Genomic DNA, 20,779 nt, shown 5'->3' on the forward strand with positions numbered 1-20,779 from the left:
GCAGCAGGGTCGGGTTAAAGCCGGATGCCCCAGCCAAAGGGGTCCTTGTCTTCAATCAGCAAAGTAGCGTCGGCGCAAATGTGCGCGCGGCCCCGCAAGGTGGGGATGACCGTGCCATCGTCCTGCAGCGTGTAGCTGGCCTCGAACTGGCTGCCAATGATGCTGGCCTGGCGCCAGAGTGCGCCCGGTGCGAGCTTGCCGTCAGCCGCCAGGCAGGCCACCTTGGCGCTGGTACCCGTGCCGCAGGGCGAGCGGTCATAGGCCTTGCCGGGACACAGCACATAGTTACGGCTGTCGGCCTGGTCGTCGTCGGCAAACAGCTCGATGTGGTCAATCTCGCCGCCGTTGTCGCCCCGAATGCCCTGGTCTTTGAGGGCTTGCTGCACGGCGCAGCTATAGGCCATCAACGCCTCCAGGTTGTCACTGGCTACACGCTGGCCGTGGTCGGAGATCAGGAAGAACCAGTTGCCGCCCCAGGCCACATCGCCCACCACGCGGCCATAGCCGGGCACGTCCACCGCCAGCTGATGATGCAGCCGGTAGGCCGGCACGTTGCGCACGCTGACAGAGCCATCCGTGTGCAGGGTGGTGGTGACGGTGCCCACCGGGGTTTCGATGCGGTGCTCTCCAGGGGTGATGTGGCCCAGGTAGGCGAGCGATGCGATCAGCCCGATGGTGCCGTGGCCACACATGCCCAGGTAGCCGCTGTTGTTGAAGAAGATCACGCCCGCTGCATTGGCCGGGTCTTGCGGCGCGCAGAGCAGCGCCCCCACCACCACGTCGCTGCCACGCGGCTCCAGCACAGTGGCGGCCCGCCAGGCATCGTGGCGCTCGGCAAGCAGCGCACGCCGTTCGGCCATGGTGCCGGTGCCCAGGTCCGGGAAACCGTCGATGACAAGCCGGGTCGGCTCGCCGCCCGTGTGGGAGTCGATCACGTGGATGCGTTGCATGGTGCTGTGGTGGTGGTGGAGTAGGGCGCTCAGTGTCTCAGGCGACAGACTGGTATTTTGTAGGGCGCGTGGCCAGGGCCTTGCGCACCACACTCTCGACAAATGCGCGTTCGTCGCCCACCAGAGGCAGGCGGGGGCGGCGCATGTGTTCGGTGCCCACACCCACCAGCGCATCGATGAGCTTGAGGTTCTGCACGAGCTTGTTGGACACATCCAGGTGCAGCATGGGCGTCATCCACTGGTAGAGCGGTAGCGCCTCGGCAAATTTGCCAGCCTTCATCAGGTCATACAGCGCCACGGTTTCGCGCGGGAAGGCGCAGCCCACGCCGGCCAGCAGGCCGTCGCAGCCCAGGGCCAGGCCTTCGTAAGCCAGGTCGTCTACGCCCAGGAAGAGCTGGTAGCGGTCGCCCACGGTGTTGCGCAGGTCGGTGATGCGGCGGATGTCGCCGGTGCTTTCCTTGATGGCGGCGATCCACTCGCAGTCGGCCAGCTCCACCATGTGCTCGGGCTTCAGGTCCACGCGGTAGGCCACAGGGTTGTTGTAGACCATCAGGGGGCGCTGGGCGGCGCCCGCCATGGCGCGCACATTGGCCATGGCCTCGCGGGCGTCGGCCACGTAGATCACCGAGGGCATGACCATGTAGCCCGCCACACCGAGCTTGTTGCCGCCGTCGATGTAGCGCAGTGCCTCGCGGGTGCTGGTTTCGGACACGTTGGCGAGCACTGGTACGCGGCCGTCGGCGGCTTTGAGGGCGATCTTGGCAACCTGGAGCTTTTCTTCCAGCGTGAGGGTGCTGGCCTCGCCCAGAGAACCGCAGGTGACCAGCCCGTGGATGCCGTTGCGGATCTGGAAGTCGATGTGGCGTGCTGTGCCCTCGGCGTCGATGGACTCATCGGCGTGGAACTTGGTGGTGATGGCAGGGAAGATGCCTTGCCAGCGGGGTTGTGGGTTCACGAGGGACTCCTTGGGTCGGTGGGCGGGTTGAAGTTGTTAATATATTAACAAGATATTTAAAGCGCGCAAGCGGATTTTTCCGCACCCGTTGGCGCATGGAGTGGAGGCGTCTGTCCCCGCCCTGTCGCCCTCCCGCCACGGACCGCCAGACTGCAAACCTATAATGAAAGGTTGGTCCCCATAGGGGCAGCGACAGGCAGCGCGCAGGCGCGGGTCCTGCGGCCTGCCTGCTGCGTGCAACCACTCCACAACACCATGAGCACTCCCACTTTTTCTGTCGCTGACATCCGCAAGTCCTTCCTGGACTTCTTCGTCTCCAAGGGCCACACCGTGGTGCCGTCGAGCCCTCTGGTGCCCGGCAACGACCCCACGCTGATGTTCACCAACTCGGGCATGGTGCAGTTCAAGGACGTGTTCCTGGGCACCGACAAGCGCTCGTACAACCGGGCGGTGTCGGTTCAGGCCTGCCTGCGTGCGGGTGGCAAGCACAACGACCTGGAAAACGTGGGCTACACCGCGCGCCACCACACCTTCTTTGAAATGCTGGGCAACTGGTCGTTTGGCGACTACTTCAAGCGCGAATCGCTCAAGTGGGCCTGGGAGCTGCTGACCGAGGTCTACAAGCTGCCGCCAGAGCGCCTGCTGGCCACGGTCTACCAGGAAGACGACGAGGCCTACGACATCTGGACCAAGGAAATCGGCTTGCCGCCCGAGCGCGTGATCCGCATCGGCGACAACAAGGGCGGCCGCTACAAGTCCGACAACTTCTGGATGATGGCCGACACCGGCCCCTGCGGCCCCTGCAGCGAAATCTTCTATGACCACGGCCCGCACATTGCAGGCGGCCCTCCCGGCAGCCCCGATGAAGACGGCGACCGCTTCATCGAGATCTGGAACAACGTGTTCATGCAGTTCAACATGGACGAAACCGGGGCCGTCACACCTTTGCCCGCACCTTGCGTGGACACCGGCATGGGCCTGGAGCGCCTGGCAGCCATCCTGCAGCACGTGCACAGCAACTACGAGATCGACCTGTTCGACGCGCTCATCAAGGCCGCTGGCCGCGAGACCGGCGTGACGGACCTCAACAACAAGAGCCTGCGCGTGATCGCTGACCACATCCGCGCCACCGCGTTTTTGGTGAGCGATGGTGTGATCCCCAGCAATGAAGGCCGTGGCTACGTGCAGCGCCGCATCGTGCGCCGTGCCATCCGCCACGGGTACAAGCTGGGCAAGAAGACCCCGTTCTTCCACAAGCTGGTGGCCGACCTGGTACGCCTGATGGGTGACGCCTACCCATCCCTGCGCGAGCAGGAGCAGCGCATCACCGAGGTGCTCAAGGTGGAAGAAGAGCGCTTCTTCGAGACGCTGGCCAACGGCATGGAAATCCTGGACGCTACCCTGGACGGCGGCGCCAAGGTGCTGCCTGGCGACGTCGCGTTCAAGTTGCACGATACCTATGGCTTCCCGCTTGACCTGACCAATGACGTCTGCCGCGAACGCGACGTGGAAGTGGACGAGGCTGGCTTCAAGACCGCCATGGAAAAGCAGAAGGCCCAGGCCCGCGCGGCTGGCAAGTTCAAGATGGACAAGGCGCTGGAGTACAGCGGTGCCGCCAACCAGTTCACGGGCTACGAACACCTCGCAGAGACTGCAAAAATCGTAGCAATCTATGTAGACGGTACTAGCGCTGCAGCACTGAAAGCCGGCCAAAACGGCGTGGTGGTGCTGGACACCACCCCGTTCTACGCCGAAAGCGGCGGCCAGGTGGGTGACGAAGGTGTCATCACCAGCGGCTCGGCCCGTTTTGCGGTCGGCGATACGCTCAAGATCAAGGCCGATGTGTTTGGCCACCACGGCACGCTCGAAGAGGGCACGCTGAACGTGGGCGACACGGTGCAGGCCCAGGTGAACACCGCCGTGCGCGCTGCCACCATGCGCAACCACTCGGTCACGCACATCATGCACAAGGCCCTGCGCGAAGTGCTGGGCAGCCATGTGCAGCAAAAGGGCAGCCTGGTCAATGCCGACCGCACGCGCTTCGACTTCACACACAACGGCGCCGTGACGGCGGCTGAAATCCGCGAGATCGAACGCCGTGTGAACGAAGAAATCCTGGCCAACCAACCCACGCAAGCGCGCGTGATGGACATCGAGTCGGCCCAGAAGACCGGCGCCATGATGCTGTTTGGCGAGAAGTACGGCGAAACCGTGCGCGTGCTCGACATCGGCACCAGCCGCGAACTGTGCGGCGGCACGCACGTGCAGCGCACGGGGGACATCGGCCTGTTCAAGGTGGTGGGCGAGGGTGGCGTGGCTGCGGGCATCCGCCGCATTGAGGCCGTGACCGGCGCCAACGCACTGGTGTACTTGCAGAACCTGGAAGACACCGTGAACCAGGCCGCCAGCACGCTCAAGGCGCCGGTGGCCGAGCTCAACGGCCGCATCAGCCAGGCGCTGGACAACGCCCGCGCGCTCGAAAAGGAAGTGGCTGCCTTGAAGGGCAAGCTGGCCTCGAGCCAGGGCGACGAACTGGTGAACCAGGCTGTGGATGTGAAGGGCCTCAAGGTTCTGGCTGCCGCGCTGCCGGGTGCTGACGCCAAGACCCTGCGCGACACCATGGACAAGCTCAAGGACAAGCTCAAGACCGCTGCCATCGTGCTGGCCGCCGTGGATGGCGACAAGGTGCAGATCGCTGCGGGCGTCACCGCCGACAGCGTGGGCAAGCTCAAGGCGGGCGAACTGGTCAACTTTGTGGCCCAGCAAGTGGGTGGCAAAGGCGGCGGCAAGCCCGACATGGCCATGGCTGGCGGCACGGACGCGTCCAAGCTGCCCGCAGCACTGGCTTTGGTGACAGGCTGGGTCACGCAGCAACTGGGCTGAGGTACTGGTCACCACGGCGGCACCAGCCGCTGTGGTGTGGCAGCCATGGCTGCCAAAAAGAGGGTGACGGAACGCCAGCTTTCACCCTAAAGTGCAGCGCATGGACACCCTGCGCGACAGCCCCCAAGACCCGCCGCCGTCCGCTGTGCTTCGCGGTACGGGCGCTGCTTCGGTGGGCCAAGGCGGCCACCTGCCATGGTGGCGCCGCATCACCATCCCCTTTGAGGTCCTGATCGCCACCGTGGTGGTCACCGCCATGCTGTTGTTGACAGCGTTGCTGGTGTACCAGGTCAGCACCAGCGCGCGCCAGGCCATCATTGCGGCGTCGGACGAGAGTGCGCAGCGCATCAGCCAGCTCATTGCCGAACGGGTGCATCGCATCGTGGACCCGGCCGATGCCACCATTCGCCTGCTGGCGTTCGACCCGGTGGCCTCTGCGTCCACCCTGCCAGCGCGGCTGCGGCGCCTGCCTGTACTGGCGCGGCTGCTGGAGCAGAACCCGCTGCTGTCGGCGGTGTTCATCGGTTACCCGGACGGACAGTTTTTGCTGGTGCGGCCGGTGCGAAACGAGGCCTTGCGGGTGCGGCTGGATGCACCGCCCAAAACGGCGTACCTGGTGCAGTCCATGGCGCGCGAGCGTGGCCTGGCGGGCATGGTGGGGCGCTGGAGTTATTACGACGCGGACCTGCGGCTGATCGACTCGGCCGTGCGCCCGGAATACCGCTACGACCCCCGCACCCGCCCCTGGTACGCCGAGGCGCTGCAGCAGAACACCCAGATCCTCACGGCACCCTATGTGTTCTTCACCACGCAGGAGGTGGGCATCACGCTGAGCCAGCCCAGCGAGGACGGGCGTGCGGTGATTGGCCTGGACGTGGCCCTGACCGACCTGGGGCATGAGATCAGTGGCCTGCGCCTGATGCCCCGTACCGAGATCGCGGTGGTGGACAAGGACCGCCGCGTGCTGGCCTATCCCGACATGTCACGCGTGCTGCTGCGTGATGGCAACACGCCGGGCCTTCGGCTGCGTGCCCTGGACGATCTGGGTGTACCCAGCCTGCATGCGCTGCAGGCGCTGGGCCTGAAAGATGGCGAGTCACGCCGCCTGCAGGCCGACGGCGAGGAATGGCTGGGCCGCTCGCTGCCGCTGGCATCGATGCGCTGGCAGGGGCTGCAGATCCTGATGGCGATTCCTACCAAAGAGCTGCTGGCCGACGTGAACAACAACCTGCGCCAGCAGGTATGGCTGTCGGTGTCGCTCATCGGTCTGATGCTGCCGTTGGGCTGGCTGGCTGGCCGGCGCGTGGGGCGCAGTCTGTTTGGGCTGGCATTGCAGGCCAGGGCGCTGGCGCGGTTTGATTTCCGGCGGCCCGAACGGCGGGTGTCGCCGGTGCGCGAGGTGCGCGACCTGGGGCAGGTGATGGACCGCATGTCCGACACCATCCAGGAGTTCTTGCACATCACCCACCACATCAGCGCCGAGTCGCGCACCGACCTGATGCTGTCGAGCGTACTGTACGAGCTGGTGCGCGCCACCAGTTGCACCGGCGGTGCGGTATACCTCGTGGACCCGCAACGCACCGGCTTGCTGCGCGCGGCCCGCCATTGCGAAGACCCGGAGCAGCAGTCGCGCTACCCCGAGCACCTGGCCATGGTGCATTTCATCAACCATACCGAGCCCCAACCTGGCGACCAGCACGAAGACGACGACGACACCGAGCCCGCGCGCGTGCTGCGGGTGCAGCTGCGTACCCGTGACGGGCAGCCCCTGGGCCTGCTGGTGCTGCGCTACATCGCGGACCAGACGCAGGACGACGCGCATTTCCGCGCGTTTGTCGAGAAGTTGTCGGGCACGCTGTCGGTGGCCATCGAGACGCGCAGCCTGATCGAAGGCCAGAAGAAGCTGCTCGATGCTGTCATCCGCCTGCTGGCCGACGCGATCGACGCCAAGAGCCCCTACACCGGTGGCCATTGCGAGCGCGTGCCGGAGCTGGCCGAGGCGCTGATGGACCGCATGTGTGCGGCCAAGGACGGTCCGTTTGCCCAGGTGGCCATGACCGATGCCGAGCGCTACGAATTCCGCCTGGGGGCCTGGTTGCATGACTGCGGTAAGGTCACCAGCCCCGAGCACATCATCGACAAGGCCACCAAGCTGGAGACGCTCTACAACCGCATTCACGAGGTGCGCATGCGCTTTGAGGTGTTGTGGCGGGACGCTGAGCTGGACTACTGGAAGCAGCATGTGTCCGGCGTGGACCCGGTGCGCCTGCAGCGCGAGCTGCTGCAGCGGCGCGAACAACTGCAGGAAGACTTTGCCTTTGTAGCCCGCTGCAACGTGGGGGGCGAATTCATGGCCGAGGCGGACATTGCCCGCCTCAAGACCGTCGGCCGCCAGATATGGCAACGGCATTTTGACGACCGCCTGGGCCTGTCGGCCGCCGAGATGCTGCGACTTTCCAGCGTGCCGGTGCGCCCCTTGCCCGCCAACGAGCCGCTGCTGGCCGACCGGCCCGAGCACATCGTGCCCTGGGGCACACGCACGCCGCCGGTGGAGGCGGGCAACCCCGCCAATCGCTGGGGCTTTGACATGGTGTTGCCGCCCTACGAGGCGCACCTGGGCGAACTGCACAACCTGTCCATCCAGCGGGGTACGCTCACTGCCGAAGACCGCTTCAAGATCAACGACCACATCGTGCAGACCATCATCATGCTCAGCGGTCTGCCGTTTCCGCCGCACCTGGCGCGCGTGCCGGCGATTGCCGGGTCCCACCATGAAAAGCTGGACGGCACCGGCTACCCCCGGCGTCTGAAGGCGCCAGAGCTGACGCTGGCCGACCGGGTGATGACACTGGCCGATATCTTTGAGGCGCTGACTGCGGCCGACCGGCCCTACAAGCCACCCAAGACCTTGTCCGAGTCGCTCAAGATCATGACCCACATGGTGCGCGAGCGGCACATCGATGCCGAGGTGTTCCGCTTCTTCCTGACCAGCGGCGTGTGGCGCGACTACGCCGAGCGCTTTCTGACACCTGCGCAGCGCGACGAGGTCAATGTGGAGGCCATTCTGGCGTCGCTGGGCTGAGAGGGGAAAGACGCCCTACGGTGGACGATGGGACGCAACGTTCTTGCGCGGGCCAGCCTTGTCGCAGCGGACAGCGGACCATATGCCCATGGGGCCCGGTCAGAACAGCTCGACGTCGTCGTTGGCGACCTTGGTCGCCAGTTGACCGCTGGCCACCAGATCGTCGTAGAAGCAGACCTGGTTGCGGCCGTGTTCCTTGGCGTAGTAAAGCGCCTGGTCGGCCTGGCCCAGAATCTCTACGGGCGAGCCGCGCGTGGTGCTCACAAAACCCAGGCTCACCGTGACCTGGCCCACCTGCGGGAAGTGGTACTCCTGCACGGCCAGCCGGAAGCGGTTGAACACCTTGTGGGCGGTGCTCAGTGTGGTGGAGCGCAGCAGCACCACAAACTCTTCGCCGCCAAAGCGGAAGATGCGGTCATGGCTGCGGAAAGAGCTGCGCAGGATGTTGGCGATCAGGATCAGCACCTCGTCGCCATACAGGTGGCCGAACCGGTCGTTGACCTGCTTGAAGTGATCGATGTCCACCACCGCCAGCCATTGCTGCACAGGCTCGTTGTCGCTGGCCACTGCGGTTTCCTCGGCCGCAAAGGACTCGGTAACGGCGCCCGTCCGGCTGGCCAGCCCGCTCATGGTGTAGCGGGAGAATTGCTCGTCAAACGTCTTGCGGTTGAACAGGCCGGTGAGCGCATCACGCTCGCTGTAGTCGAGCAGGCTCTGGTAGTTCTGGTACACCTGAAACACGCCCATGAGCACGTCGAGCTTGTGGGCCGAGAACGGGCGCGACTGCGTGATCTCCAGGCAGGTGCTGACCTTGTCATGCATCCACACCGGCAGCCACAGCACATGGCGGCCCCGGCGGGGCGAGGCCAGGGCGCTTTCGCCATGGCTGTCCACGCAGTCCCGCAGCGCGGGGTATTGGTCCAGCGGCTCGCGGCGGGGGTCGGCGGCGGCTTCGGAGTCGGTGGACACGAGCTGGCCGCTGTCCACCCAGGTGCGGGGGCGCACATGGGGCACACCACCGTCCGTGAACAGCTCCAGGGCCCGCACCTCGATGATGCTGCTGAGCTTTTGCAGCGTGGACAGCACCGATACCTCCAGCCGCAAGTGGTCGCGGTGGCCAGTCATCTCCACCAGGTTTTGCAGGATGGGTTTCATAGGCGGTGTGGTGCGGGCCGATCGGGGCATGTCGTGGGGTCAGTTACGGCGCACAAACACCACGTCCCACACCCCATGGCCCAGTCGCAGGCCGCGGTTTTCGAATTTGGTCAGCGGGCGGTAGTCGGGTTGCGGTGCAAAGCCGTCTGCGGTGTTTTGCAGGAGGGGTTCGGCGCTCAGCACCTGCAGCATTTGCTCGGCGTAGGGCTGCCAGTCGGTGGCGCAATGCAGGTAGCCGCCGGGCTTGAGGCGTGCAGCCAGCTTGGCCACCAGCGGGGGCTGGATCAGGCGGCGCTTGTTGTGCTTTTTCTTGTGCCAGGGGTCGGGGAAGAAGATGTGCACACCGTCAAGAACGCCGGGCGGCAGCATGTGGTCGATCACCTCCACAGCGTCGTGCTGCAGGATGCGGATGTTGGTCAGCTCTTGCTCGCCGATGCGCTTGAGCAGGGCACCCACGCCGGGCTCATGCACCTCGCAGCACAGGAAGTTGTCATCAGGCCGCACGCGGGCGATATGGGCCGTGGCCTCGCCCATGCCAAAGCCGATCTCCAGCACCAGCGGTGCGCTGCGGCCGAAGGCGGCGGTGGCGTCCAGCGGGGCGGGGGTGTAGGGCAGCACAAAACGCGGGCCGAAGTCCTCAAAGGCCTTGGCCTGGCCCGTGGTGGTGCGGCCGGCGCGGCGCACAAAGCTCTTGATGGTTTTGGGGTGGGTCACACCGGCGGGGGCAGAGCCCTGCACGGCGGGCGCTGTAGGGACGGCGGCTGCGGCAGGCGCAGCACTGGCGGGGGCGGAAGCTGTGGTCAATTCGGTCACGGTGGGCCATTGTAGTTTCGTCGCCACGCCGCCACCCACTGTGCCAGTGCGTCGGGTATGCAAATGTTGTGCAGATTTGCCACAGCGGGCAGGCCCAGTGCCAGCGCGGCTTGCGACAGGGCCACCACTGGGTTCTGCAGTTCCAGCGCCTGCGCGCCGTTTTGTTTGGAGAGTTTTTCGCCGTTGTCCCCGCACACCAGGGGGGTGTGCAGGTAGCGCGGTGTTGGCACCCCCAGGGCCTGCTGCAGCAGGATCTGGCGGGGCGTGTTGTCGGCCAGGTCCTCGCCCCGGACCACATCGGTGATGCCCTGGTCAGCGTCGTCCACCACCACGGCCAGCTGATAGGCCCACAGTCCGTCTGCGCGGCGCAGCACAAAGTCGCCCACGGCGGTCGCAACCTGTTGCTGCTGGCGGCCCAGGCGGCGGTCGTGCCACTGCAGCAGCCCATCTGCTATTGAATATGTAGCACCCCAGGCATGATCCACTAGCGCTATCGGCTGTTTTTGCTTGAAGTCTGTCACATTGAAGCGCCAGGAGCGCCCTGTGCGGCCATGCAGCCCATGGCGGCAGGTCCCGGGATAGGGCAGTGCGGCATGGCGTTCACGCGCATGGCCCTGCGCGGCATGGGCGTCTTCGACGTCCTTGCGTGAACAGGCGCAGGGATAGGCATCGCCCTGCGCCACCAGCTGGTCCAGGGCATGCTGGTACAGCCCGCTGCGCGCAGACTGCCACTGGGGCGGGGCATCGGGGTGCAGACCACAGGCGGCGAGCTGCTGCAGGATGAAGGTGTCAGCCCCCGGCACGCAGCGGGGCTGGTCCACATCTTCCATGCGCACCAGCCATCGGCCGTTGTGTGCGCGTGCGTCCAGCCAGCTGGCTAGCGCTGCCACCAGAGAGCCCGCATGCAGCGGGCCCGTGGGAGAGGGGGCAAACCGCCCCACATAGCGCCCTTCAACGCGTACTGCGGGGCTGTCCTTGTCGTGCGGCGTTGCGCCCGCGCCCCCCGTCATGCCACGGCAAGTGCCAGTTCCAGGCCCGACACAAAGGCATCTTCCAGCCGGTGCCCCAGGCACCAGTCTCCGCACGCACCCAGGCCGGCCTTGGCGTCCCACAGGTGGCTATTGCCCAGCGGGTGGGTGGTCTGCGCATAGCGCCAGCGGCGGGTGTCGGCATGCGCGGGCTCGGCCCGGATGCCGGTGACCTCGGCAAATGCCTTGAGCAGCTTGGCCTGCACGCGGGCTTCGTCGTCTTCGAGGTGTTCTGCCGACCAGGCGGGGCTGGCCTGCACCGTCCAGCGCTCCACCACATTGCGCCCCGGCTTGGACGACTCGCGCGCCAGCCAGGCAATGCGGTGGTGGGTGCTGCGCGCGGCGTTCCATTGCGGGCCCAGTGTGGTCAGGCCTGGGCGCACGGCCTGGGGGTAGGCCAGCATCAGGGTCCAGCAGGGGGCAATGGCCACCTTGGACATGGCGTCGGCCAGTGGGGAGTCGAGTCCGGAGCCGGAAATCAGGGCCTGCGCAGGCACGGAGGGCTGGGCCAGCAGCACGGCATCGAAGCCTGCGTACACATGTTGCTCGCCGCCCGCGCCTTCGGTGCGCAATTGCCAGCCTGGTGCGTTCACGGCGTCGGGTTCGATGCGGGTGACGCGGGTGTGGGTGATGAGCTGGCCTGCTTGAACCAGGGGGTCGGCCCAGGTGGTGACCAGCGACTGCATGCCCGGGCTGGCCACCCAATGGGCCTCGCGGTGGGGCAGGCCCACGGCGGCGACGCGGCCTGCAGCGTCCAGCACCTGGACCGAGTTGGCGCTCCAGCGCTTGCAGATGCCGGGCACGGTGTCGATGGCGCGGGCAAAACGCGGGTCGCGCACGGTGAAATATTGGGCGCCGGCATCAAAGTTGCCAAAGGGGCTGTCGATGGTGGCGGTGCGGCCACCGGCCTGGTGGGATTTTTCGAACACTGTCACCCGGTGGCCGGCCTGGACCAGGGTGCGGGCGCAGGCAATGCCCGCCATGCCTGCGCCGATGATGGCGAAGTGGCGCTGCGGTTTGCCGGAGGGGGTGACTGGGGTGGCGGGCGCTGCGGAGGCCGCAGGGATAGGGGCGCTGGTGCGTCGGAGCCGTTTGGCGGGGAGAGGATCAGGTTTGCTCATGGGAGGCCTTTCGGTGACGGTCGGCAAAAGAAATGCGATGCAGAACCAACAGGAACCACTCTACACGCGGTGCCGGCCTGTGCGCACTTGATCAGGGTCACAAATGATGGTGGTTTTCCAGCAGAGCGCGGCGTGTGGCGGGACTTTGCAGCTGGTTCAGCCACCACTGCAGCGCGCGGCCGGGTGCGGTGAAGCCGGGACCACCCCAGGCGTAGTGCACGCGCACGTTGCGTTCGGGCCGGGCCACGCGGCGCGCCACCAGGCGCCCGGCTTCTAGGTAGGGGCGCACCATGGGTTCGGGCAGAAAGCCTCCGCCCAGACCGCGCAACTGCACGCGCACCTTGGCCTGCATGGTGTCCACCGTCAGCACGTCCTGCCCACCCAGCAGGCCCATGGTGGCGCCGCCCCGGGTGGCCGAATCGGCCACTGCCACGGCGCGGTGCTCCAGCAGCGTGGCGTCGGAGATGGGCTCGGGCGCGGTGGCCAGCGGGTGATGGGGCGCTACCACGTAGATGAAAAGTACGTCACCCAGCAGCCCTTGCTGCAGGCCGGCCACGTTGTTGCTGGCCACCGAGACGCCAATGGCCAGGTCTGCGCGGCCGGAGGTCAGCGCCTCCAGCGTGCCGGTCATGATGCCGTCGCGCAGCTTCAGCCGCGTCGGGGGCTTCATGGCGTAGAACGCGTCCACCAGCTCCAGCAGGGTGTGGGGCGAAATGATGCCGTCCACCGACAGCGTGAGCTGTGGCTCCCAACCCGTGGCCACGCGGCGCACGCGGTGGGCTACCGCGTCGATGTCTTGCAGCAGGCGCGCGCCTTCGCGCAGCAGCTCCACCCCGGCCTCAGTGGGGCGGGCCTGACGTGCGCTGCGGTCGAACAGCAGCACGTCCAGTGCGTCTTCGATCTGGCGCACGCGGTAGGTGAGGGCGCTGGGCACCAGGCCCAGTTGCCGTGCGGCGGCGGCAAAGCTGCCAGCCTCGGCAATCACCTGCAGCATGGTCAGCGCATCGGGGGTGAGGACATCGCGGGCGTTTTGCATGGTGGTGCCATGTTAATTCAGATTATTTGAACAGTGCCATCAATCCGTCTGTGCCCGCAGAGGTGGCTGCGGTCCTACAGTCGAGTCTTGAAAGGAGCACTCACATGCTGACTGTTCGTAAATCGCAAGACCGGGGCCACGCTGACCATGGCTGGCTCAATTCCTTCCACAGCTTCTCGTTTGCCGGGTACTACGACCCTGCCCACATGGGCTTTGGCAACCTGCGGGTCATCAACGAAGACCGCATTGCGCCGGGCACCGGGTTTGGCACCCATGGCCACCGCGACATGGAAATCATCAGCTACGTGCTGTCGGGCGAACTGGCCCACAAGGACAGCATGGGCAACGTCAAGGGCATCCCGCCCGGTGACGTGCAGCGCATGAGCGCAGGCACCGGCGTGCAGCACAGCGAGTTCAACCACGCTGTCGGCCAGACCACGCATTTTCTGCAGATCTGGATCGAGCCGAACGTGCGCGGCATCCCGCCCAGCTACGAGCAAAAGACCTTTGCCGAGTCGGAAAAGCGCGGCGCCCTGCGCCTGGTGGCATCGCCCGACGGCGCCCAGGGCTCGGTGAAGATCCATGCTGACGCAGCCTTGTATGCGGGCTTGCTGGATGGTGACGAGTCCGCCACCCTGGCGCTGAACCCCGCCCGCAAGACCTATGTGCACCTGGTGCGTGGCGCGCTGAGCGCCAACGGCCAGGCCCTGTCGGGCGGCGACGCGCTGCTGATGGAAAAGGAAACCACCTTGTCGTTGACCGATGGCCACGACGCCGAGGTGCTGGTGTTTGACCTGGCCGCCTGATCTTTACTTCGTAACCACTTTCACTCAGGAGTTCTTCACCATGTTCACATCCCTGCAAAACCCTCTGGCCCTGGCATCGCGCCTGCTGCTGGCCGCCCTGTTCCTGCCTGCGGGCATCAGCAAACTGACCGGCTTTGCCGGCACCGTGGGCTACATCACTTCGGTGGGCCTGCCCATGCCCACGGTGGCGGCAGCGGTTGCGGCGGCGGTCGAAGTGCTGGGCAGCCTGGCGCTGATCTTTGGCGTGGGCACCCGGTTTGCCGCACTGGCGTTGGCCTTCTTCACGCTGGTGGCCAGCTTCTTCTTTCATGCCTACTGGAACCTGCCCGCAGACAAGCAAATGATGCAGCAGCTCATGTTCTTCAAGAACGTGGGTGTGACCGGCGGCCTGCTGGCCCTGGCTGCGTTTGGCGCCGGCGCCTGGAGCCTGGACGCACGCCGCTCGGACCGCTGATCCGGTTGGCATGGAAAGGGCCTGCAACCCGCAGGGGTGCAGGTTCTGGCATTCAATCTCGTCGTTGGTTGTCGTTCTGTTGGTAGTTCTTTTGGTTCTTTCCCCTGGTCTCGTTCCCTCATCGTTTCAACAGGAGTTATCTCATGGCACACATCGCAGTTGTTTACCACTCGGGTTATGGTCACACGCAGCGCCTGGCGCAGTCTGTGGCGGAAGGTGCCGGCGCCCAGCTGGTCGCCATTGATGCAGAGGGCAACCTGCCCGAAGGCGGCTGGGAAACGCTGGCCGCTGCCAGCGCCATCATCTTTGGCTCGCCGACCTACATGGCGGGCCCCAGCTGGCAGTTCAAGAAGTTTGCCGACGCCTCGTCCAAGCCCTGGTTCAGCCAGGCCTGGAAGGACAAGCTGTTTGCAGGCTTCACCAACAGCGCCAGCACCAATGGCGACAAGCAGATCACGCTGGACTACATGTTCCACCTGGCCATGCAGCACGGCGGCATCTGGGTGGGCAACGGCATGATGCCCGCCAACTCCAAGGCGGCCACCCGCAACGATGTGAACTGGATCGGCTCGTTCAGTGGCGCCATGTCCCAGTCGCCGTCCGACGCCTCGGCCGCCGAGATGTTCCCTGGCGACCTGGAAACGGGCAAGCAGTTCGGCCAGCGCGTGGCTGACGTGGCCCGTCGGCTCGCCCGTTAAGGCGAAGCCCCCGTTTGGCGCTACAGTGGCGCGCCCCAATACAACCAGGAGAACACCCCATGGCAGTTGAATTGCGGCGCGTCCCCGGCGCGCCCATGGCCCAGACCGTGCATATCCGCGCGCACGACCTCGTGGCCGATGGCAGTGTGGAGGAGGGCGGCGCTGACAGCGGCCCCAGCCCGCACGACCTGTATGACGCTGCCTTGGGGGCCTGCAAGGCGCTCACGGTGTTGTGGTACGCACGCCGCAAGGGCCTGCCGGTGGAAGATGTGCAGACGGTGGTCGAGCGCGACGCATCGGCCGAACGCTCGGGGGTCTACCGCCTCGCGACCCGGCTGCAGGTCAGCGGTGACCTCACCGATGCCCAGATCGCCGAGCTGGAAACCGTGGCGCAGAAATGCCCTGTGCACAAGCTGATGACCACGGTGACGACCGAGATCAGCACTTCGTTGGAGCGTGCATCATGAGCGATACCCCCAGCTTTCTGCCCCTTACGGGCCATGCCAAGGATCTGGGCGGCGGTTTCACCGTGCGCCGCCTGCTGCCTGCTGTGCAGCGCAAGGCCGTGGGGCCCTTCCTGTTTTTCGACCACTTCGGTCCGGTGACGGTGGCGCCAGGTGACAGCCACGATGTGCGGCCCCATCCGCACATTGGCCTGGCGACGGTGACCTATTTGTTCTCTGGCGCCATCATGCACCGCGACAGCCTGGGCTACGTGCAGCAGATCGAGCCCGGCGCCATCAACTGGATGACGGCGGGGCGCGGCATCGTGCACTCCGAGCGCCGCCCGGAGAGCCTGGCGAACCAGGCTTATGTGAACCATGGCATCCAGCTTTGGGCTGCGTTGCCGGCCGCCCATGAGGAAGCCGACCCCTCGTTTGTGCACACGCCTGCGGCTGCCATTCCGGAGTTGCTGGTGGATGGCGTCACCGTGCGGGTGTTGATTGGCGAGGCCTTTGGTCAGACCTCGCCGGTGGCCACGTATTCGCGCACCTTGTACCTGGACATTCAGTTGCCTGTCGGCGCCACGATAGAGATTCCGGCGCTGGTGCCCGAGCTGGCGGTGTATACCGTGGATGCGCCCGTGTCGCTGAACGGCGATGAGGTGCCTGCGCACATTCTGGCCGTGGCGGAACCCGGCCAGCCCCTGCGCCTGACGGCGGGCGAGAGCGCCGTGCGCCTGATGGTGATTGGCGGCGAGCCGCTGGATGCGCCACGCCACATGTGGTGGAACTTTGTCTCCAGCCGCAAGGACCGCATCGTGCAGGCCGCCAGCGACTGGGAGGCCCAGGCCATGGGCCAGGTGCCGGGCGAGGTGGAGTGGATACCCCTGCCGGAACACCGCTTCAAGGCGTGATCAAAGCGTGATATGTGGATAAAAATGGGCTGTAGCGCTAGTACATAAAGCGCTGGCAGCTCATTATTTGATAGCGCCTTCTGTAGCGGCTGCAGCCGCTGTATGCGTGTCGATGGCGAGCCCGGTGTCCAGTACGCGGCGCTCGTCAAACACGAAGCACCCGCCGTGGTAGTGCGCGCCGTCTGTCAGCTCAAAGTATTTCAGGATGCCGCCCTCCAGCTGGTAGACATGGGGCAGGCCTTCCTCGCGCATGAGGATGGCGGCTTTTTCGCAGCGGATGCCGCCGGTGCAGAAGCTCACCACCGTCTTGTCCTGCAGTTCGCTTTTGTGCGCGCGCAGTGCAGGGGGAAACTCGGTGAACTTGTCGATGCGCCAGTCGATGGCGTTGTCGAACGTGCCTGCGTCCACCTCGAAGGCGTTGCGGGTGTCGAGCGTGACCACTTCGCGGCCGTCGTCGTCATGGCCCTGGTCCAGCCAGCGGCGCAGCGTGGCCGGGTCTACCGAAGGCGCACGGCCTGCGGCGGGGCGGATGGTGGGGTGGTCCATGCGGATGATCTCGCGCTTGACCTTGACCAGCATCTTGCGAAACGGCACCGTGGCCGACCAGCTCTCCTTGGGCTCCAGGTCGGCAAAGCGTTCGTCGGTACGCAGCTGAGCCACAAAACCCCGCACCGCGTCGACCGGGCCCGCCAGAAAGAAGTTGATGCCCTCTTCGGCCAGCAGGATGGTGCCCTTGAGATGGGCGGCCACTGCACGCTCATGCAGCACATCGCGCAGCGCGGCGGCATCGGGCAGCGGCACGAACTTGTAGCAGGAGATGTTGAGGACGGTGTCGGTGGTGTTCACGGCAGTAAAAATGCACAAAGGCCCGCTGGCGGGCCTGTGGGTCACAGTGGCCGGGCTGCGCCTCATGCGCCGCTCGGCGTATCCGGGTCAGGCCGCAGGCGACAGCAGTGTGGACTCGATCTTGTTGGCCAGCTGGGCAATGGCCAGTGCCGCCGGGCAGCCGGGGGTCTGCAACAGCAGCAGCTGGCGGCGCATCACGGCGTCGCGCACCGAGGGGTCGGCCGGGATGTCGCCCATGTGGATCAGCCGCATGGGGCGACCGGATTCGGTGCTCACAAAGCGGTCGAGCACCTGCTGCAGCTGGCTGGTGATGGCCCGGCCGTCGCCCGGACGCGCCGCCTGGTTGATGACCATGCGCACATGCTGGCGTTTTTGCTGCATGGCCAGCACCTTGATGGCAGCGTAGGCGTCGGTGAGCGAAGTGGGCTCGGGCGTGGCCACGATCAGCACCTCGGAGGCCAGGGACACCGAGAACAGCACCACGTCGGAGATACCGGCGCCGGTATCGAGCAGCACCACGTCGTAGCGCGGCGTGAGCGCCTGGATCACGTTCAGGAACTGGTTGCGCACTTCGGGCGTGAGGCGCGAATACTCCACCATGCCAGAACCGGCCAGCAGCACGTCAAAGCCACCGGGCGCGGCGATCACGGCGTCGTCCAGTGCGGCCTTGCCGGTGAACACGTCGTGCAGGGTGATCTTGGGGTGCAGGTTCAGCACCACGTCCAGGTTGGCCAGGCCCAGGTCGGCGTCGAGCACCAGCACGCGCTGGCCTCGGCGGGTGAGGGCGGCGGCCAGGTTGGCTGATACGAAAGTCTTGCCCACACCGCCTTTGCCGCTGGTCACCGCAATGATGCGGGCGCCAGGAGCGGCAGAGGCCAGGGGGGTGGCAGGGCCTGCAGGGGCTGCAGGCGTTGTGGGTTGGGGGGACAGCGCGTCGCTCATCATCTAACTTTCAGTAGGCGCTGCCTGTTGGGTTGGGGTCCAGTGGAGGCAGGTCGCCCCAACCCGAAGGGGTGTAGAGCGGGCCAAACAACAGGCTTTTCTCTTCGGCACTGACGGTGCTGTCGGGTTGTTCCTCGATGCTGACGCGGTTGCGGCCCGACGCCTTGGCCTGGTAGAGCTGGTGGTCGGCCCGGTCGGTCCACAGCAGGGTGGTGGAGCGGATCCACTGCATGGCAAACGCGCCGCCGATGCTCACGGTGACGTTCAGCTCCACCGTGGGGGAAATGCGGATGGGCGTGTTGGCCACTGCGCGCCGGATGCGTTCTGCCACCACGCGGCCAAAGGCAGCCTGGCAGGCCGGCAGCACCACGGCAAATTCTTCACCGCCGTAGCGGGCCAAGGTGTCCATGGGGCGCACGCAAGCACTGAGCGTGCGGGCCACCGACTGCAACACCACGTCACCAGCCAGGTGGCCGTGGGTGTCGTTCACCTTCTTGAAATGGTCGATGTCCAGCATCAGCAGCAGGGCCGCCTCGCCTGAGCGTGTGACACGGTCGATCTCGCGCTCGAGCACCGCGCGGAAATGTCTACGGTTCGCCAGTCCCGTGAGCGGGTCTTTGAGCGACAGCTCGCACAGGCCATCGATGAGACCCTGCAGGTACAGGGAAGGCACCTCGCGGTGCAGTGCTGCCTCGCTGCCGCCGGCCTGAGCCACCAGAGCGTGAGCAGTATCCAGGCGAAGGTCGCGCAGATCTACCAGATGAGAGGCCGCAGAGTCAGACACAAATTGGAACAAAGAGAGTTAGGCAAGTGTACCAGTGCGCCAGCAAGAACAGGGCCAACGCAAGGCCGGCGCGGCGTAGGTGAAACCCGGTCTACGCACGTGCCACGACGGACTCGGGAAGCTGTTGCAACGCCACCAGCGCCTCGGCATCGGTGCGGTACATGGCCAGCCCTGGGCCCAGCTTCAGCAACCCCGCCTGCCGCAGCACCTGCTCTGCTGGCAGCTTCAGTCCGCTCAGATGCAATGTCCCACCCCGCAGTTCCATTTGCGCCAGCAACTGGGCGAAGGTCTCCACGCCGGTCACATCGATGCGGTTGATGGGCTGCGCCAGCAGACACAGGTGCAGCACCTCGGGGTGGGCGGCCAGGTGTTCGGTCACGCGCCGCTCCAGAGCGCTGGCAGAGGCAAAGTCCAGCTCTGCGTCCATGCGCAACGCCAGCAGCCGGGGTGCCAGTGGCGGCAAGTGCCACAGGTGCCGGTCGCGCAGGCTCCCATCAGGGTGCAGGCCCACTTCAATGATGCGCGGGTGCAGTCGCTGGTAGAGAAAGTGGCTCAGATTCATCAGCAAGCCCACCAGCACGCCCCAGTACATGCGCGGCGCTGTGGCCAGGGTCAGGGCAAAGGTGACGCCGCCGATCACTGCCTCTACCCGCGACACTCGCCACAGCCTCATCAGGGTGCCTGGTTTGATGAGGCTGGTGACGGCCGTGACCACGACCGCCGCCAGCACCGACTGCGGCACGTGGTACAGCGCGGGCGTCAACCACAACAGCACGACCAGCACCAGGCTGATCGCAAACAGTGTGGCCCAGCCCGTCTTGGCGCCGGCGTAGAGGTTGATGGCCGAGCGTGAAAACGACGCACTCGTGGCAAAACTGCCGCACAGGCCACTGCTGATCTTGGCCAGGCCCTGGCCAATCAGGTCCTGGTTTTCGTTCCACTGCTCCTTGGAGCGCTGGCTTTCCACCTTGGCGCTCGATGCCGTCTCCAGAAAGCTCACCAGCGTCACCACCAGCACGGGCATGACCAATGCACTGAAGCTGGACCAGGGCAGGGCGCCGGGCCAATAGGGCGCTGGCAAGCCAGATGGCAAGGCGCCCACCACTGCGCCACCTGCATCGGCATAACCCAGGGCCCAGCTCAGAGCACCCGCAGCACCCACCACCACGATGGCCGCCGGGAACTGGGGCAACACGCGGCGCGCCAGCATCAGCAAAGCGAGGCTCCCCAGGCCGAAGCCCGCTGCAGTCAGGTCGAACAGCCCCAGCGATGGCGTGGACAGCAGGGCGCCCCAGTCGGCAGCCCGCAACCCGGTCAGTGCCCCCAACTGCGACCCCAGGATCAGCAGGGCCGCCGCCTGCGTAAAACCATTGAGTACGGGTGAGGTCACGAGGTTGAGCAACCAGCCAAAGCGCGCCATGCCCATCACCATCTGCAGCAGACCCGACAGCAGGGCCATCCATGCCGCCAGGGCCACCCACTGCGCACTGCCTGGCTCGGCCAGGCCGGTGAGCGAGGCGCCGATCAGCAAACTGGTGAGCGCTGTGGGCCCCACCCCCAGCCGCGTGGATGAACTGAACAGCACGGCGACCAATGCCGGAATCAGCGATGCGTAGATGCCCGTGACCAGCGGCATGCCCGCCAGCGCCGCATAGGCTACACCCTGCGGCACCAGCATCAGCCCCACCGTCATGCCCGCCCAGAACTCCCCTTTGAGCAGTTGTCGGTCAGGGCGGGGCCATTTCAAAAAAGGAAGCCAACGGGCGAGCGAAGACACGGTCATGCCCCGATTGTCACCCGCTCAGCAGGGAGTGCGGCCGATGCGCGTCTGGCGTTGCCGTCCTACAAGCACTTCGGCGATGTCCGACC

The 20,779-nt window shown here is 65.9% G+C and carries 18 protein-coding genes; 7 read left to right on the forward strand and 11 right to left on the reverse strand.

Features of this window, described 5'->3' with window-relative positions; translation table 11 throughout:
• Positions 1-14: 14 nt before the first annotated feature.
• On the reverse strand, positions 15-950 hold the full coding sequence (locus N4G42_RS10845; protein WP_260667144.1) for a 4-hydroxyproline epimerase: 936 nt from the start codon (positions 948-950) through the stop codon (positions 15-17).
• Positions 951-987: 37 nt separating this feature from the next.
• Positions 988-1,905, reverse strand: coding sequence for a dihydrodipicolinate synthase family protein (locus tag N4G42_RS10850; RefSeq protein ID WP_260667145.1), 918 nt, complete (start codon positions 1,903-1,905; stop codon positions 988-990).
• Positions 1,906-2,160: 255 nt separating this feature from the next.
• On the opposite strand from N4G42_RS10850, the gene alaS reads away from it, so the two are divergent.
• Positions 2,161-4,788 (forward strand): alanine--tRNA ligase, encoded by a 2,628-nt coding sequence (gene alaS / locus N4G42_RS10855; RefSeq protein WP_260667146.1) that lies wholly within the window; start codon positions 2,161-2,163, stop codon positions 4,786-4,788.
• A 100-nt stretch (positions 4,789-4,888) separates the two neighbouring features.
• Entirely contained in the window at positions 4,889-7,870 is a 2,982-nt protein-coding gene (locus N4G42_RS10860) for an HD domain-containing phosphohydrolase (RefSeq protein ID WP_260667147.1), read from the forward strand.
• Between the two features lie 99 nt (positions 7,871-7,969).
• On the opposite strand, the gene N4G42_RS10865 is transcribed toward N4G42_RS10860, so the two are convergent.
• From N4G42_RS10865 to N4G42_RS10885, 5 genes are all read right to left on the reverse strand, one after another.
• Positions 7,970-9,025, reverse strand: a complete 1,056-nt coding sequence (locus N4G42_RS10865; protein ID WP_056063179.1) for a GGDEF domain-containing protein — start codon at positions 9,023-9,025, stop codon at positions 7,970-7,972.
• 39 nt (positions 9,026-9,064) lie between these two features.
• Positions 9,065-9,838 carry a tRNA (guanosine(46)-N7)-methyltransferase TrmB gene (trmB, locus tag N4G42_RS10870; RefSeq protein WP_260667148.1) on the reverse strand — a complete coding sequence of 258 codons (774 nt, stop codon included), beginning with the start codon at positions 9,836-9,838 and terminating at the stop codon, positions 9,065-9,067.
• A complete protein-coding gene (gene gluQRS / locus N4G42_RS10875; RefSeq protein WP_260667149.1) occupies positions 9,835-10,848 on the reverse strand; it encodes a tRNA glutamyl-Q(34) synthetase GluQRS in 1,014 nt (337 codons plus the stop codon). Before gluQRS ends, trmB begins: the two co-directional genes overlap by 4 nt.
• Positions 10,845-11,987 (reverse strand): NAD(P)/FAD-dependent oxidoreductase, encoded by a 1,143-nt coding sequence (locus tag N4G42_RS10880; RefSeq protein ID WP_260667150.1) that lies wholly within the window; start codon positions 11,985-11,987, stop codon positions 10,845-10,847. The genes gluQRS and N4G42_RS10880 overlap by 4 nt, the downstream gene beginning before the upstream one ends.
• 97 nt (positions 11,988-12,084) lie before the next feature.
• Complete coding sequence (locus N4G42_RS10885; RefSeq protein WP_056744595.1) at positions 12,085-13,023, reverse strand: LysR family transcriptional regulator; 939 nt, start codon at positions 13,021-13,023, stop codon at positions 12,085-12,087.
• Positions 13,024-13,127: 104 nt separating this feature from the next.
• Between N4G42_RS10885 and N4G42_RS10890 the strand changes: the two genes are divergently transcribed.
• From N4G42_RS10890 to N4G42_RS10910, 5 genes are all read left to right on the forward strand, one after another.
• Positions 13,128-13,829 (forward strand): pirin family protein, encoded by a 702-nt coding sequence (locus N4G42_RS10890; RefSeq protein ID WP_260667151.1) that lies wholly within the window; start codon positions 13,128-13,130, stop codon positions 13,827-13,829.
• A gap of 40 nt (positions 13,830-13,869) precedes the next feature.
• Positions 13,870-14,283 (forward strand): DoxX family protein, encoded by a 414-nt coding sequence (locus tag N4G42_RS10895; RefSeq protein ID WP_056744599.1) that lies wholly within the window; start codon positions 13,870-13,872, stop codon positions 14,281-14,283.
• A gap of 143 nt (positions 14,284-14,426) precedes the next feature.
• Positions 14,427-14,981, forward strand: a complete 555-nt coding sequence (locus tag N4G42_RS10900) for a flavodoxin family protein (RefSeq protein WP_099730381.1) — start codon at positions 14,427-14,429, stop codon at positions 14,979-14,981.
• A 59-nt stretch (positions 14,982-15,040) separates the two neighbouring features.
• Positions 15,041-15,448 (forward strand): OsmC family protein, encoded by a 408-nt coding sequence (locus tag N4G42_RS10905; RefSeq protein WP_260667153.1) that lies wholly within the window; start codon positions 15,041-15,043, stop codon positions 15,446-15,448.
• The gene (locus tag N4G42_RS10910; protein WP_260667154.1) at positions 15,445-16,338 is read left to right on the forward strand and encodes a pirin family protein; all 894 of its coding nucleotides are present in this window, start codon (positions 15,445-15,447) and stop codon (positions 16,336-16,338) included. Before N4G42_RS10905 ends, N4G42_RS10910 begins: the two co-directional genes overlap by 4 nt.
• Before the next feature lie 63 nt (positions 16,339-16,401).
• Here the strand turns inward: N4G42_RS10910 and N4G42_RS10915 are convergent, their stop codons facing one another.
• From N4G42_RS10915 to N4G42_RS10930, 4 genes are all read right to left on the reverse strand, one after another.
• Complete coding sequence (locus N4G42_RS10915; RefSeq protein ID WP_260667155.1) at positions 16,402-17,184, reverse strand: sulfurtransferase; 783 nt, start codon at positions 17,182-17,184, stop codon at positions 16,402-16,404.
• 87 nt (positions 17,185-17,271) lie between these two features.
• Entirely contained in the window at positions 17,272-18,126 is an 855-nt protein-coding gene (locus tag N4G42_RS10920; protein ID WP_146870794.1) for a MinD/ParA family protein, read from the reverse strand.
• A gap of 10 nt (positions 18,127-18,136) precedes the next feature.
• Complete coding sequence (locus N4G42_RS10925) at positions 18,137-18,910, reverse strand: GGDEF domain-containing protein (protein ID WP_056065041.1); 774 nt, start codon at positions 18,908-18,910, stop codon at positions 18,137-18,139.
• 91 nt (positions 18,911-19,001) lie between these two features.
• Positions 19,002-20,693, reverse strand: coding sequence for a SulP family inorganic anion transporter (locus N4G42_RS10930; protein ID WP_260667156.1), 1,692 nt, complete (start codon positions 20,691-20,693; stop codon positions 19,002-19,004).
• Between the last annotated feature and the right edge of the window lie 86 nt (positions 20,694-20,779).

It is taken from the genome of Acidovorax sp. K2F (assembly GCF_025246485.1).
GTDB lineage: Bacteria > Pseudomonadota > Gammaproteobacteria > Burkholderiales > Burkholderiaceae_C > Acidovorax > Acidovorax delafieldii.

Coding starts and splice junctions, on each gene's coding strand:
- N4G42_RS10845 (WP_260667144.1), bottom strand. CDS start 950: ATGCAACGCATCCACGTGATCGACTCCCACACGGGCGGCGAGCCGACC.
- alaS (WP_260667146.1), top strand. CDS start 2,161: ATGAGCACTCCCACTTTTTCTGTCGCTGACATCCGCAAGTCCTTCCTG.
- N4G42_RS10860 (WP_260667147.1), top strand. CDS start 4,889: ATGGACACCCTGCGCGACAGCCCCCAAGACCCGCCGCCGTCCGCTGTG.
- N4G42_RS10865 (WP_056063179.1), bottom strand. CDS start 9,025: ATGAAACCCATCCTGCAAAACCTGGTGGAGATGACTGGCCACCGCGAC.
- gluQRS (WP_260667149.1), bottom strand. CDS start 10,848: ATGACGGGGGGCGCGGGCGCAACGCCGCACGACAAGGACAGCCCCGCA.
- N4G42_RS10880 (WP_260667150.1), bottom strand. CDS start 11,987: ATGAGCAAACCTGATCCTCTCCCCGCCAAACGGCTCCGACGCACCAGC.
- N4G42_RS10885 (WP_056744595.1), bottom strand. CDS start 13,023: ATGCAAAACGCCCGCGATGTCCTCACCCCCGATGCGCTGACCATGCTG.
- N4G42_RS10890 (WP_260667151.1), top strand. CDS start 13,128: ATGCTGACTGTTCGTAAATCGCAAGACCGGGGCCACGCTGACCATGGC.
- N4G42_RS10895 (WP_056744599.1), top strand. CDS start 13,870: ATGTTCACATCCCTGCAAAACCCTCTGGCCCTGGCATCGCGCCTGCTG.
- N4G42_RS10900 (WP_099730381.1), top strand. CDS start 14,427: ATGGCACACATCGCAGTTGTTTACCACTCGGGTTATGGTCACACGCAG.
- N4G42_RS10905 (WP_260667153.1), top strand. CDS start 15,041: ATGGCAGTTGAATTGCGGCGCGTCCCCGGCGCGCCCATGGCCCAGACC.
- N4G42_RS10910 (WP_260667154.1), top strand. CDS start 15,445: ATGAGCGATACCCCCAGCTTTCTGCCCCTTACGGGCCATGCCAAGGAT.
- N4G42_RS10920 (WP_146870794.1), bottom strand. CDS start 18,126: ATGAGCGACGCGCTGTCCCCCCAACCCACAACGCCTGCAGCCCCTGCA.
- N4G42_RS10930 (WP_260667156.1), bottom strand. CDS start 20,693: ATGACCGTGTCTTCGCTCGCCCGTTGGCTTCCTTTTTTGAAATGGCCC.